The 13,284-nt window shown below is 66.5% G+C and carries 8 protein-coding genes; 1 reads left to right on the top strand and 7 read right to left on the bottom strand.

The window, feature by feature from the left end; translation table 11 throughout:
* Window positions 1-4 precede the first annotated feature (4 nt).
* From fdhF to A3M7_RS0129915, 3 genes are read right to left on the bottom strand one after another with little or no spacing between them, the layout of a single operon-like run.
* On the bottom strand, window positions 5-2,878 hold the full coding sequence (gene fdhF / locus A3M7_RS0129925; protein WP_027547231.1) for a formate dehydrogenase subunit alpha: 2,874 nt from the start codon (window positions 2,876-2,878) through the stop codon (window positions 5-7).
* 10 nt (window positions 2,879-2,888) lie between these two features.
* The gene (locus tag A3M7_RS0129920; RefSeq protein ID WP_027547230.1) at window positions 2,889-4,445 is read right to left on the bottom strand and encodes an NADH-quinone oxidoreductase subunit NuoF; all 1,557 of its coding nucleotides are present in this window, start codon (window positions 4,443-4,445) and stop codon (window positions 2,889-2,891) included.
* Window positions 4,442-4,930, bottom strand: a complete 489-nt coding sequence (locus tag A3M7_RS0129915) for a formate dehydrogenase subunit gamma (protein ID WP_027547229.1) — start codon at window positions 4,928-4,930, stop codon at window positions 4,442-4,444. The genes A3M7_RS0129920 and A3M7_RS0129915 overlap by 4 nt, the downstream gene beginning before the upstream one ends.
* A gap of 224 nt (window positions 4,931-5,154) precedes the next feature.
* On the opposite strand from A3M7_RS0129915, the gene A3M7_RS0129910 reads away from it, so the two are divergent.
* Window positions 5,155-6,048: a LysR family transcriptional regulator gene (locus A3M7_RS0129910; RefSeq protein ID WP_027547228.1), complete on the top strand. Its 894-nt coding sequence runs from the start codon at window positions 5,155-5,157 to the stop codon at window positions 6,046-6,048.
* A 188-nt stretch (window positions 6,049-6,236) separates the two neighbouring features.
* On the opposite strand, the gene A3M7_RS0129905 is transcribed toward A3M7_RS0129910, so the two are convergent.
* The 4 genes from A3M7_RS0129905 to A3M7_RS0129890 all read right to left on the bottom strand — a co-directional run bounded on the left by A3M7_RS0129905 (window position 6,237) and on the right by A3M7_RS0129890 (window position 12,510).
* Complete coding sequence (locus A3M7_RS0129905; protein WP_027547227.1) at window positions 6,237-8,567, bottom strand: PAS domain-containing sensor histidine kinase; 2,331 nt, start codon at window positions 8,565-8,567, stop codon at window positions 6,237-6,239.
* 227 nt (window positions 8,568-8,794) lie between these two features.
* Window positions 8,795-10,168, bottom strand: coding sequence for a cation-efflux pump (locus A3M7_RS0129900; protein WP_027547226.1), 1,374 nt, complete (start codon window positions 10,166-10,168; stop codon window positions 8,795-8,797).
* 253 nt (window positions 10,169-10,421) lie between these two features.
* Window positions 10,422-11,390: a zinc-binding dehydrogenase gene (locus tag A3M7_RS0129895; protein ID WP_027547225.1), complete on the bottom strand. Its 969-nt coding sequence runs from the start codon at window positions 11,388-11,390 to the stop codon at window positions 10,422-10,424.
* Window positions 11,391-11,514: 124 nt separating this feature from the next.
* Window positions 11,515-12,510 (bottom strand): nitronate monooxygenase family protein, encoded by a 996-nt coding sequence (locus A3M7_RS0129890; RefSeq protein WP_027547224.1) that lies wholly within the window; start codon window positions 12,508-12,510, stop codon window positions 11,515-11,517.
* Window positions 12,511-13,284: the final 774 nt, after the last annotated feature.

The following is a 13,284-nucleotide window of genomic DNA, read 5'->3' as shown; positions in this document are numbered from 1 at the left end:
GCGGTTACTCCGCAGCTTCGGCAGGCGCGATGCGGCGGGAGTGCCGCGCCTGCGCATCATAGGACTTCTGCCAGTCGGACGGGCCGTTCGACGGCGAAATCTGCACCGCCGTGACCTTGTATTCGGGACAGTTGGTGGCCCAGTCCGAATACTCCGTCGTGATGACGTTGGCCTGCGTGTCCGGGTGGTGGAAGGTGGTGTAGACGACGCCCGGCGCGACGCGATCGGTGATCTCCGCGCGCAACGTGGTCTCGCCGGCGCGGCTCTTCAACCGTACCCAGTCGCCGTCGCGCACGCCGCGCTGCTCGGCATCGTGCGGGTGGATCTCCAGCCGATCCTCGGCATGCCAGACCACGTTCTCGGTGCGTCGGGTCTGCGCGCCGACATTGTACTGGCTGAGGATGCGCCCCGTCGTGAGCAGCAGCGGGAAGCGCGGGCCGGTCCGCTCGTCGGTCGCGACATATTCGGTGACGATGAACTTGCCCTTGCCGCGGACGAAGCCGTCGATATGCATCACCGGCGTGCCCTCGGGCGCCTTCTCGTTGCACGGCCACTGCACCGAGCCGAGCTCGTCGAGCTTGGCGTAGGAGACGCCGGTGAAGGTCGGCGTCAGCGCCGCGATCTCGTCCATGATCTCGGACGGGTGGCCGTAGTTCATCTCGAAGCCCATCGCCTTGGCAAGGCCGATGGTGACCTCCCAGTCGGCCATGCCGTTCTTCGGCGTCATCACCTTGCGCACGCGCTGGATGCGGCGCTCGGCGTTGGTGAAGGTGCCGTCCTTCTCGAGGAAGCTCGAGCCGGGCAGGAAGACGTGGGCGTAGTTCGCAGTCTCGTTCAGGAAGAGGTCGTGAACGATGACGCATTCCATCGACGACAGCGCCGCCACGACGTGCTTGGTGTTGGGATCGGACTGGAGGATGTCCTCGCCCTGCACATAGATGCCCATGAACGTGCCCTCGATCGCGGCATCGAACATGTTTGGGATGCGCAGGCCCGGCTCGGGGTTGAGCTTGACGTTCCAGAGCGCCTCGAACTGGTCGCGCACGGCATCGCCCGAGATGTGGCGGTAGCCCGGCAGCTCATGCGGGAACGAGCCCATGTCGCAGGAGCCCTGCACGTTGTTCTGGCCGCGTAGCGGGTTCACGCCGACGCCGGGACGGCCGATATTGCCGGTCGCCATCGCAAGGTTGGCGATCGCGATCACCGTAGTCGAACCCTGGCTGTGCTCGGTGACGCCGAGGCCGTAATAGATCGCCCCGTTGCCGCCGGTGGCATAGATGCGGGCGGCTTCGCGCAGCGCCTTGGGGTCGACGCCGGTGAGGATCGCCGTTGCTTCCGGGCTGTTGTTCGGCTGGGCGACGAAGGCGGCCCATTCCTCGAACTCGGTCCAGTCGCAGCGCTCGCGCACGAAGGCTTCGTCGACGAGGCCCTCGGTGACGATGACATGCGCCAGCGCGGTCACGACCGCGACGTTGGTGCCGGGCATCAGCGGCAGATGCAGCGCCTTCACGTGCGGCGATTCCACCATCTCGGTGCGGCGCGGATCGATCACGATCAGCTTGGCGCCCTGGCGCAGCCGCTTCTTCAGGCGCGAGGCGAAGACGGGGTGGGCGGAGGCCGGATTGGCGCCGATGATGACGGCGACGTCGGTGTTCTCCACGGAGTCGAAGTCCTGGGTGCCGGCCGAGGTGCCGAAGGTCTGCGACAGGCCATAGCCGGTCGGCGAATGGCAGACGCGTGCGCAGGTGTCGACATTGTTGTTGCCGAAGCCGGCCCGGATCAGCTTCTGCACCAGATAGGTTTCTTCGTTGGTGCAGCGCGACGAAGTGATGCCGCCGATGGCGTCGCGACCGTACTTCTTCTGGATGCCGCGCATCCTGGCGGCGGCGAAGGAGAACGCCTCATCCCAGGACACCTCGCGCCAGGGATCCTCGATCCGTTCGCGGATCATCGGCTTGAGGATGCGTTCCTTGTGGTTGGTGTAGCCCCAGGCGAAGCGGCCCTTGACGCAGGAATGGCCGCGATTGGCCTTGCCGTCCTTGTACGGCACCATGCGCACGACTTCCTCGCCGCGCATCTCCGCCTTGAAGGCGCAGCCGACGCCGCAATAGGCGCAGGTGGTCACGACCGAATGTTCGGGCTGTCCGATCTCGATCACCGACTTCTCCGTCAGTGTCGCGGTCGGGCAGGCCTGCACGCAGGCGCCGCAGGAGACGCATTCGGAGCCGAGAAAGCTTTCGCTCATGCCGGGCGAGACGCGGCTGTCGAAGCCGCGGCCGGAGATGGTCAGCGCGAAGGTGCCTTGCACTTCCTCGCAGGCGCGGACGCAGCGCGAGCAGACGATGCACTTGGAGGGATCGTAGGTGAAGTAGGGGTTGGACTCGTCCTTCGGCATCCAGTTGTCGTTGGTGCAGCCATCCGTCTTGGCGAAGATGTGGTTCTCACCCTCATAGCCGTAGCGCACGTCGCGCAGGCCGACGGCGCCGGCCATGTCCTGCAATTCGCAATCGCCGTTGGCGCCGCAGGTGAGGCAATCGAGCGGATGGTCGGAGATGTAGAGCTCCATCACGCCCTTGCGCAGCTTCTTCAGCCGGTCGGTCTGGGTGTGGACGACGAGGCCCGGCATCACCGGCGTGGTGCAGGAGGCCGGCGTGCCGGCGCGGCCCTCGATCTCGACGAGGCAGAGGCGGCATGAGCCGAATGCATCGACCATGTCGGTCGCGCAGAGCTTCGGGATCTGGTGGCCGGCCTCCATCGCCGCGCGCATGATCGAGGTGCCCTCGGGCACCGAGATCTCCTTGCCGTCGATGGTCAGCGTCACCATCGTTTCCGATTTGGCGCGCGGCGTGCCGAAGTCGATTTCTTCGATCAGAGACATTGTCGTTCTCCTATTCCGCGGCCTGAAGCGTGGTCGGCGCCGGGACGAAATCCTCCCGGAAGTGCTTCAATGCGCTGAGCACCGGGTAAGGCGTGAAGCCGCCGAGCGCGCAGAGCGAGCCGAATTTCATGGTGTTGCAGAGGTCTTCGACGAGCGCGAGGTTTTCGCTGACGCGCTCGCCGTTGATGATCTTCTCGATGGTTTCGACGCCGCGGGTCGAGCCGATGCGGCAGGGCGTGCACTTGCCGCAGGATTCGACGGCGCAGAATTCCATCGCGAAGCGCGCCTGCCTGCGCATGTCGACGCTGTCGTCGAACACGACGATGCCGCCATGGCCGATCAGCCCGTCACGCGCGGCGAAGGCCTCGTAGTCGAACGGGGTGTCGAACAGGGCGCGGGGGAAATAGGCGCCAAGGGGCCCGCCGACCTGCACCGCACGGACCGGGCGGCCCGTGAACGTGCCGCCGCCGATGTCGTCGACAAGCTCGCCCAGCGTCACGCCGAACGCGGTCTCATACAGGCCGCCATAGCGGATATTGCCGGCGAGCTGGATCGGCATCGTGCCGCGCGAGCGGCCCATGCCGAAATCGGCATAGGCCTTGGCGCCTTCGGCGAGGATGAAGGGGATCGCCGCGAACGACAGCACGTTGTTGATCACGGTCGGCTTGCCGAACAGGCCGTGATGGGCCGGCAGCGGCGGCTTGGCGCGTACGATGCCGCGGCGGCCTTCGAGGCTCTCCAGCAGCGACGTTTCCTCGCCGCAGACATAGGCGCCGGCGCCGACGCGGACTTCAAGGTCGAAGCTGGTGGTCGAGCCGCCGATCTTGTCGCCGAGATAGCCGCCGCGCTTCGCAGCCTTGATGGCCGCGTTCATCGCCTCGACCGCGTGCGGATATTCGCTGCGGATGTAGATGTAGCCCCTGGTTGCGCCGACGGTGATGCCGGCGGTGGTCATGCCCTCGATCACCAGGAAGGGATCGCCTTCCATGATCATGCGGTCGGCGAAGGTCCCGCTGTCGCCTTCGTCGGCGTTGCAGACGATGAACTTGCGGTCGGCCTTGGCCTGGGCAACCGTCTTCCACTTGATGCCGGTCGGAAAGCCAGCGCCGCCGCGGCCGCGCAGGCCCGATGCGGTGACCTCCGCGAGGATCGCGTCCGAGCCGAGCGACAGCGCGCGCTCCAGGCCCTTGTAGCCGCCATGGGCGCGGTAATCGTCGAGCGAGCGCGGATCGATCACGCCGCAGCGGGCGAAGGTGAGGCGGGTCTGGCGCTTCAGCCAGGGAATCTCCTCGGTCGCCCCTAACCGCAGCAGATGCGGCGTATTGCCGGCGAGCGCGTCGAGCAGGGAGGGTACATCGGCCCCGGTGACCGGGCCGAACGCGATCCGGCCCTGCGGCGTCGCGACCTCGACCAGCGGCTCCAGCCAGTACATGCCGCGCGAGCCGGTCCTGATAATCTCGACGGCGACGCCGCGCTTGGCCGCGGCCTGTTCCAGCGCCAGTGCAACCTCATCGGCACCGACGGCGACCGCACCCGCATCGCGTGAGACGAAGAGACGCATGCTCATCGCTGCGCCTCCGCAACCAGCGCATCGAGGCGCTTCTCGTCGAGCCGGCCGACGAGGCGGCCGTCGAGCATCGCCGACGGCGCAGTCGCGCACAGGCCGAGGCAGTAGATCGGCTCCAGCGTGACGCGGTCATCGGCCGTCGTGTTGCCGAGCGACACACCGAGCCTGGCCTCGGCACGCGCCGCCAGCGCATCGCCACCCGCAGCCTGGCAGGCCTCGGCGCGGCAAAGCTTCAGCACGTGGCGGCCGGCCGGCTTGTGCCTGAAATCATGATAGAACGTGAACACGCCATGCACCTCGGCGCGCGACAGATTGAGCGCCTGCGCGACCATCGGAATGGCCGCCTCCGGCACATAGCCGAACGCCTCTTGAAGGGCGTGCAGAATGACCAGCGTCGCGCCCTCCTGCCTTGCATGTTCGGCGATGATCTCGGCGCCGCGCGTCTCGTTCCAAGGCTCGTAACAAGGCTCGTAAACCGCTGTCATTCTTCGTTCTCAAATTGAGCGTTCCTGCATCGCAAACTATTTGGAATCATTCGAAGATCAATAAAGCTGTCTCATGCTGCGATTGCGAATTCAGATCGATTGGCGGATGCAATCGACTGATACGGAAACGCAATTAATCGCGTTCTGCGTGCCGGTTTTTCCGTGTTGGCAGGGACCGGCCGTGCTAGCTTGCATGCCACGACAGAATTCGAGGGGGCGTCCGGTTGATCGACAAGCTTGAACTGCTGCTGGCGCTGGCGAAGGAACGGCATTTCGGACGCGCGGCGGAAGCCTGCGGGGTCACCCAGCCGACGATGTCGACCGGGCTCAAGCAGCTCGAGGAGATCCTCGGCGTGATGCTGGTCCAGCGCGGATCCCGCTTCCAGGGTTTTACGCCGGAAGGCGAGCGGGCGCTGGACTGGGCGCGGCGGATCGTGGGCGATGCCCGCGCGATGCGCCAGGAGATCAACTCGCTGAAGGAGAAGCTCTCGGGCGAGATCCGCATCGCGGCGATCCCGACCGTGCTCGGCATGGTGGCCGCGCTGACGACGCCGTTCCGGGCCAGGCATCCCGAGGTGCGCTTCCGCATCCAGTCCACGACTTCATCGGAGGTGCTGGGCCTGCTCGAAAATCTCGAGGTGGACGCGGGGCTGACCTATATCGAGAACGAGCCGATCGGGAAGGTGCGCACCATTCCGCTCTACAACGAGAGCTATCGTCTCCTCACCGCGCCGGATGCGATGTTCGGTGATCGCGAGACGGTAACCTGGACCGAGGTCGGGCAGGTGCCGTTGTGCCTGCTCACGCCCGACATGCAGAACCGCCGCATCATCGACCGCGCGCTGCGCTCGGTCGGCGCGGAGGCGACGCCGACGCTGACCTCGAACTCGCTGCTCGTGCTGTTCACGCATGTGAAGACGGGACGCTGGGCGAGCGTGATGCCGGCCAAGCTCGCCGAGACGCTCGGCCTGTCCGATACCGTGCGCTCGATCCCGATCGTCGACCCCGAGGTCAATTACAGCATCGGGATGGTGATCCCGCAGCGCGATCCGATGACGCCGCTGATCGCAGCGCTGGTCAATGTCGCGCGTGAAGTCGCGCCGACGCTGCAATTGTAGGGGCCAGAGCTGGAGGGCCCGAGCAAGCGCCTCGTCCTTCGAGACGCCCGCTTCGCGGGCTCCTCAGGATGAGGCTCCGTTGCATCGGTGTTCGTTGAAACTGCTGCCGCGTATTCGGCCCTCATCCTGAGGGCCCGCCGGAGGCGGGCGTCTCGAAGGATGGCCGCAGGCGAACTTCCCGCCGTGTGCTAGGCCGCGGCCGATATCCCGGACGCCGCCTTGATTGCGTCGCGCGGCAGCGTCACGCGGACGACGGTGCCGACATCGATCTTCGAGCGCAGCCGCATCGAGCCGCCGTGGAGCTGCGCCAGCGAGCGGGCGATGGCGAGGCCCAGCCCCGAGCCGTGATAGGTCTTCGTGAGCTGGCTCTCGACCTGTTCGAACGGGCGTCCGAGCCGCGCCAGGGAGTGCGGTGCGATCCCGATGCCGGTGTCGGCGATCATCAGCACGATCCGGTCGTCGAGCTCCCGGCTGCGCACCACGATGCGGCCGCCGTCGGGCGTGAATTTCACCGCGTTCGACAGCAGGTTGACGATGATCTGCTTGGTGGCGCGGCGGTCGGCGACGACGGAAATCGATTTCGCGATGTCGGCATCGAGCGTCAGCTGCTTGTCCTGCGCGCGGCCGGAGACGACGCGCAGGGATTCCGCGAGCGTCCGCGCAAGATCGAGCTCTTCCATGTCGAGCTTCATGCGGCCGGCCTCGATCTTGGACATGTCGAGGATGTCGTTGATGACTTCGAGGAGGTAGTGGCCGCTGGTCAGGATGTCCTGGCAGTATTCCTGGTACTTCTCGCTGCCGAGCTCGCCGAACAGGCCCGAGCCCATGATCTCGGAGAAGCCGATGATGGCGTTGAGCGGCGTGCGCAGCTCGTGGCTCATATTGGCGAGGAATTTCGACTTGGTCTGGTTGGCTTCCTCGGCGCGGGTCTTCTCGCGCTGGTACTTTTCCGCGAGATCCGCAAGTTCGTTGGTCTGGCGTTCGAGCGCGGCCTGCGAGCGCTTCAGGTCGATGACGGTGGCGCGCAGGCGCAGATCGTTGTCGACGAGCTTCTGCTCGTGCTCCTTGATGCGGGTGATGTCGGTGCCGACCGAGACGTAGCCGCCGTCCTTGGTGCGGCGCTCGCTGATGTGCAGCCAGCTGCCGTCGTCGAGCTGCGCCTCGAAGGTGCGCGCGCCCGGGCCCTGGCTCGCCGTCTCGTTGTGGCGGGTGCGCACCTCCGGCATGCGGCCGACCTCGAGCACGGTCTCGTACGAGGTGCCGGGAATGACGGCGCTGTCGGGCAGTTTGTGCAGGCGCTGGAAGTGCGAGTTGCAGAGCACGAGGCGATCGCTCGCGTCCCACAGCACGAAGGCCTCCGGAATGGTCTCGATGGCGTCGCGCAGGCGCAAATCGGCTTCCACCGTCCGCTCGGCGAGGCTCTTCTGCTCGGTGATGTCGACGGCGATTCCGATCAGGTGAACGCTGGAGTCGGTCGCGCCGCTTGTCTTCTCGCAGCGGACGCGGAGCCAGATCCAGTGGCCGTCGACATGCTGCATGCGGAAGGTCTGGTCGATGTGGTCGATCTTCTCGGAGATGAGCTGGTCGGCGATCTCGAACAGGTCGATGTCGTCCGACTTCACCAGCGCGTTGACCTCGCCGAAGGTGAGGAGCTCGTTACGGCCGTCCAGGCCGAGCATCGAGAACATCGACTGCGACCAGAAGATCCGGCCGCGCGACAGGTCCCAGTCCCAAAGGCCGCAGCGGCCGCGGTTGAGCGCGGTATCGATGCGGCCGCGCACCGCGTCGTTGATGAGATCGCCCTCGCGGGCGCGGGTCGACTGCCAGTGGAAGGCGAAGCCGAGGATCAGGACGACGAAGCCGGTGGTGGCCGACAGCGTCACCGAGAGCGCGGCGTCCGAGCCCCAGATCGGCTCGTTGCGCTCCTGGATCACGGTGACGAAGCCGGGCAGCGACTTGATCTGCCGCGATGTCGCCATCGCGGCGTTGCCGTTCGGCAGCGTCATGTCGGAGATGTCGCCGTCGCGCGGCGGCGCCGCGAGCAGCTGCGCCGTGGTGATGGAATCGAGCAGGCGGTCGTTGCCCGAGGAATCGCTGTCGATGGGAATGCGGGCGAGGATGCGGCGGTCGACGCCGGCCGAGGTGACGATGACGTGGCGGCCCGTGGCCGTGCCCCAGGACGGGATCAGGTCGGGCAGCAGCGCCGGCAGGCTCTCGATGTTCTTCAGCCGTTCCTGCCGCGAGGAGGTGAGGCGGTCGATGCGCTCGGCGAGCAGATCGGCGAGTGCCGAGATGTCATGGCGGAGCACCAGCCGCTTCTGGCGCGTCTGGTCGACGACCTGCACGAACGCGCCGAGGCAGATCGTGATCAGGAACGCGATGATGAGCGTCGGCACGGCGCGACGCAGCGCCGGCTCCGCGATCAGCAGCCGGTGATAGGCAGGTTTCGCGATCGATTGCGCCAATCCTTTGATCGAATCGGATTGGACGCACGCGTTCGCGGCGTCTGCACGCGACATGCCTTCGGCCCCCTGGAAAACTTGCTTGCAACTTGAGTTCGGAAGCAGCCCCACATCGCTTCCGAATCACACCGATTTGAATCCAGTTTTGCCGGGCTGTCGAGAGTCAACGAATCGTTAACGCGAATTTATTCTTATCCAACGCGCAGTTTGCGCGTCGAGAGTCCGCAAACTCACGTGCACAGCGAGTCCGAAACGAGAACGTGTGACTCCTCGCACATTCTGCGTCACGCGCGCGGCGGCTCGGCGTGGCTGATCACGCGCTTCACGCTCGGGAACGCGCGGCGCAACGCGCGCTCGATCGCGTCGACATGCTCGTGCACCTTGATCACGCTCATCGACGGCGCGGCGCGGCAGTGGAAGTTGACGATCTCGCCGGCATCGGTGTTGCGGACGCGCACATTGTGGATGTCGTGGATCTCGCCCTCACCGGCGAATTCGGCCAACGCGGCGGCGATGGTCTGCACCCGTTCCGGCGCGGCATCAACGCCGAACGGCAGTTCCGGTTCCAGAGGCTCGATATGGACGTCGACTTCGACGTCGGCGCCGAACTCCTCCTGGATGTTCCGCTCCAACGTGTTGGCGATGTCATGGGCGGCGTCGAGCCGCATCCCGGCGTCGACCTCGAGGTCGATGCCGACGATCAGCTTGGCGCCGAGGTCGTGCACCGTGACGTGGTGGACGGCGAGGCTCGAATTGCGGGCGATCACCATGATGCGGTCGCGTACGGTCTCGTTGTCGCGCGCGACGGGGACCGGGGTGAAGGTGAGGTCGGCATCGCCGAACGCCTTGTCGACGGCGGCCTGCACCTTGCGCTTGATCTCCTCGACGCGGTCGATCGGATAGGTCCGCGGCACCTTTGCGATGGTGTCGATGAAGGTGGTCGCGCCGACCATGCGCACGCGCAGCCGCTCGACGCCGATCACGCCGGGCACGCTGCGGATCGCGGCCGTGGCCTTCTCCTGCGCGCCCTCCGGCGCGCGGTCGACCAGCGTCTGCACGGTCGAGCCGGCCATGCGCAGGCCGAGAGCGGCGATCATCACGGCGACCGCAGCGGCGGCCGCCGCGTCGCCCCACCAGAAGCCGAGAGCGGCGAGGATCAGGCCCACGATCACGGCGAAGGAGCCCATGACGTCGGAGGCGAAATGCAGCGCGTCGGCGGCGAGCGCCTGGCTGCGCGTTTCCCGCGCGGCGCGGTGCAGGGCGCGGGCGCGCCACAGGTTGACGACGATGTCGATCACCAGCACCACGAACGGCACGGCCGAAATGGTCGGCGGCGGGGTTCCCTCGCGCAGCCGGCTGTAGGACTCGACCAGGATGCCGCCGGCGAGCACGTAGAGCAGGGCGGTGACGCCGAGCGCGGAGATGCTCTCCAGCTTGCCGTGGCCGTAATGGTGCTCGTCGTCGGCCGGCTTGTCGGACACCCGCACCACCGCCCAGGTGATGATGGTCGCGATCAGGTCGACCGAGGAGTGCAGCGCTTCCGAGATCAGCGCGAGCGAGCCGATGGCCACGCCGACCACGAACTTGGCCGCCGCCATGCCGCCGCTGGCGAAGATCGAGATGGCCGCGACCGAGGTCTTGCTGTGCTGTGCGCTCATGGCCGGGGATTTAGCAGCCTAGGGCTGAACATCAAGCGATGATCCACAGCTGTAGTCGCAAGTGAGTTGCAGGAGCGAAGCTATTGCGAATGCTTCCGAATTGAATGCTCGCCGATGCCGCTTGCTCAATCTCGTAGGGTGGGCAAAGCGAAGCGTGCCCACCATGGGTCAGCGAGTGTGGAAGAATGGTGGGCACGGCGCTGCGCGCCTTTGCCCACCCTACGGGACCGGGCGCTCGTCGCCCGGCCAGGGATCACACCGTCACGACGATCTTGCCGAGATGCTTGTTCGCCTCCATGTGCTCGAACGCCTTGTCGATGTCGGCGAACGCAAACACCTTGTCGATCGGCAGTTGCAGCTTTCGCGATTCCACCGCGCCCCAGATGTCCTTGCGGACCTCCTCGAAGATCTCGCGGACCTCCTCGACGGTGCGGGTGCGGAAGGTGACGCCGACATAGTCGATGCGGCGTGCGGCATGCAGGTCGAAGTTGAAATCGGCGTGGGTGCCGCCGAGCCGGCCGACATTGACGATGCGGCCCTTGATCCTGGTGGCGGCGAGGTTCTGGTTGGCGACCGTGCCGGAGACCTGGTCGACGATGAGATCGACGCCTTCGCCGCTCGTCGCCTTCAGCACCTCCTCGACCCATTTGGGGTCGGAGGAGTCGACGGCGAGGTCGGCGCCGTACTCCGTCAGCCGGCCGCGCCGATAGGCATCGGTCGACGAGCCGATCACCAGCCTTGCGCCCTTGAGCTTGGCGATCTGCATCGCCATCAGGCCGACGCCGGAGCTGGCGCCCTGGATCAGCACGCTCTGGCCCGCCTGCACGCCGCCGACGGTGACGACCGCGTTGTGCATGGTCGCGAGCGCGACGGGCAGGGTGGCGGCCTCCTCGAAATTCATGTTCGACGGCGCGCGGAACAGCCGGCCGTGATCGGCCAGTGTGTATTCCGCGAAGGCCGCACCGCCCGAGCCCATGATGCGGTCGCCGACCTTCACGCCCTTGGCATCCGGTCCGAGCTCGGCGACCTCGCCGGCCCATTCCATGCCGAGCACGGTGCCGACCCCGCCGGCCGCACCATGGGCGTGACCCTTGCGCATGCCGGTGTCGGCGCGGTTCAGCCCGCAGGCGCGGACGCGGACCAGCACCTGTGTGCCTTTAGGCTTTGGTTGAGCGACGTCGGAAATTCGAGCGCCCTCAGGGCTGTAGACGTAAGCTTTCATGAATTACTCGATGGCGTTTGAGGAACTGGTTTAACCGGACGTAGGACTCTTCGCCTCTCCCCGCTTGCGGGGCGAGGGAGCATACCTTCGGCGTGGCGAGCGCCGCGCTCAAATCAGATCGCGATCATTCGGCCGCCTGCGCCGCGGGGCGCGTGATCATGCCCTCGAGCCGGCTTCGGATGATGGCTTCCGCTTCGCGCACGATGCGGGAGATGAGCTCGGCGCAGCTCGGGATGTCCTGGATCAGGCCCTGGACCTGGCCGGCCGACCAGATGCCTTCGTCGGAGTTGCCGGTGGCATAGACCATCTTGCCGCGGGCACCGGCAACGAGCTCGCGGATGTCCTCGAACTTGGCGCCTTCCTTCTCCATGGCGACGACCTTGGTCGAGACGGCGTTCCTGGCGACGCGCGAAGTGTTGCGCATGGTGCGGAAGATCAGCTCGGTCTCGCGCTCGTCATTGGCGACGATCTTCTCCTTGATGGATTGGTGGATCGGGCTCTCCCTGGTGGCCATGAAGCGGGTGCCCATGTTGATGCCCTCGGCGCCGAGCGCCAGCGCCGCGACGAGGCCGCGCGCGTCGGCGAAGCCGCCCGAGGCGATCATCGGGATCTTGATCTTGTTGGCGGCGGCCGGGATCAGGATCAGGCCGGGCGTGTCGTCCTCGCCGGGGTGGCCGGCGCATTCGAACCCGTCGATCGAGATGGCGTCGACGCCCATGCGCTCGGCCGAGAGCGCGTGGCGGACGCTGGTGCACTTGTGCACGACCTTGACACCGTGCTTCCTGAACTCGTCGACATGCTCCTGCGGCTTGTTGCCGGCGGTCTCGACCACCGTGATGCCGGCCTCGATGATGGCGGAGCGATATTCGGCGTAGGGCGGCGGCTTGATCGCGGGCAGGATGGTGAGATTGACGCCGAACGGCTTGTCGGTGAGGTCGCGGCAGCGCGCGATCTCCTTGGTCAGGTCCTCCGGCGTCGGCTGGGTCAGCGCGGTGATGAAGCCGAGCGCGCCGGCGTTCGCGACGGCCGCGACCAGCTCGGCGCGCCCGACCCATTGCATGCCGCCCTGGACAATCGGGTGCTGGACGCCGACGAGTTTGGTGAACCGTGTCTGCAACATGATGCGTTTCCCCGCCTGCGCGGCAGGCCCTGTTATTGGTTGATGACGGCAGGATGCCGCCCGGGTCGGCAAAAGTCTATTGCGCCGGCGTGCGGTGAGGGCGGGGCGATCATGCGGGACGCGGGGGGATTCCGTGGGGCGGATAATCTTGGGGGCTGCAGTATTCGTCCCGTCATCCTGAGGTGCGAGCTGCGCGGTGCGCAGCGCCGTGCAGGGAGCCTCGAAGGATGAAGGGCCGAGATGCAGCCGGGCCGTCGCCCTTCGAGGCTCGCCTCGCGGTGCATTCGCACCGCGCTGCTCACACCTCAGGGTGACGGTCATAAAATTAAGCTCGCGGCCACAACTCGCTCCCATACCGCAAGACACGCCTCCGCGCTCTCGCGGCGCATTCCGCCCGAGCGTTGCTTCGTCGCGTTGCCCTTGTCGAGACAAGGGCGCAGGGAAGGCCGGGCGCCGGCTGGCACCCGCAGGTCCGTGCGCCACAAAAGATGCACACGGGGTGGACCACAGGTTTCGCCGGATCGCCCGGCCTTCCCTGCGCGAATGGTTTTAACGGTGTCCTTCGTGCTCTCCCCGGGGAGCGATGCACTATTGCCCCCGTCGCCTCGCGGATGGCTGATGTGCGCGTCCGNTCGGGCAGCGCACATCACCACGAGACTTGACGCACAGACCCCGGGCGTCAGGACCACACGACTTCGCCGTCCGCGCACGTCCTCGCTGGGCCTTCGAGAGCTGGCGTGTGCTCGCACCCGAAGCCATGCGAAGACGCTGTCG

Source organism: Bradyrhizobium sp. WSM2254, assembly GCF_000472645.1.
GTDB classification, from domain to species: domain Bacteria; phylum Pseudomonadota; class Alphaproteobacteria; order Rhizobiales; family Xanthobacteraceae; genus Bradyrhizobium; species Bradyrhizobium niftali.
Note: the sequence above shows the minus strand (reverse complement) of the source record. Positions and strands in the feature narration are given on the sequence as shown.

Excerpts from the sequence above, each read along its gene's own strand:
- A3M7_RS0129890 (WP_027547224.1), bottom strand. The coding sequence starts at position 12,510 with ATGTTGCAGACACGGTTCACCAAACTCGTCGGCGTCCAGCACCCGATT.
- A3M7_RS0129895 (WP_027547225.1), bottom strand. The coding sequence starts at position 11,390 with ATGAAAGCTTACGTCTACAGCCCTGAGGGCGCTCGAATTTCCGACGTC.
- A3M7_RS0129905 (WP_027547227.1), bottom strand. The coding sequence starts at position 8,567 with ATGTCGCGTGCAGACGCCGCGAACGCGTGCGTCCAATCCGATTCGATC.
- A3M7_RS0129915 (WP_027547229.1), bottom strand. The coding sequence starts at position 4,930 with ATGACAGCGGTTTACGAGCCTTGTTACGAGCCTTGGAACGAGACGCGC.
- fdhF (WP_027547231.1), bottom strand. The coding sequence starts at position 2,878 with ATGTCTCTGATCGAAGAAATCGACTTCGGCACGCCGCGCGCCAAATCG.
- A3M7_RS0129920 (WP_027547230.1), bottom strand. The coding sequence starts at position 4,445 with ATGAGCATGCGTCTCTTCGTCTCACGCGATGCGGGTGCGGTCGCCGTC.
- A3M7_RS0129900 (WP_027547226.1), bottom strand. The coding sequence starts at position 10,168 with ATGAGCGCACAGCACAGCAAGACCTCGGTCGCGGCCATCTCGATCTTC.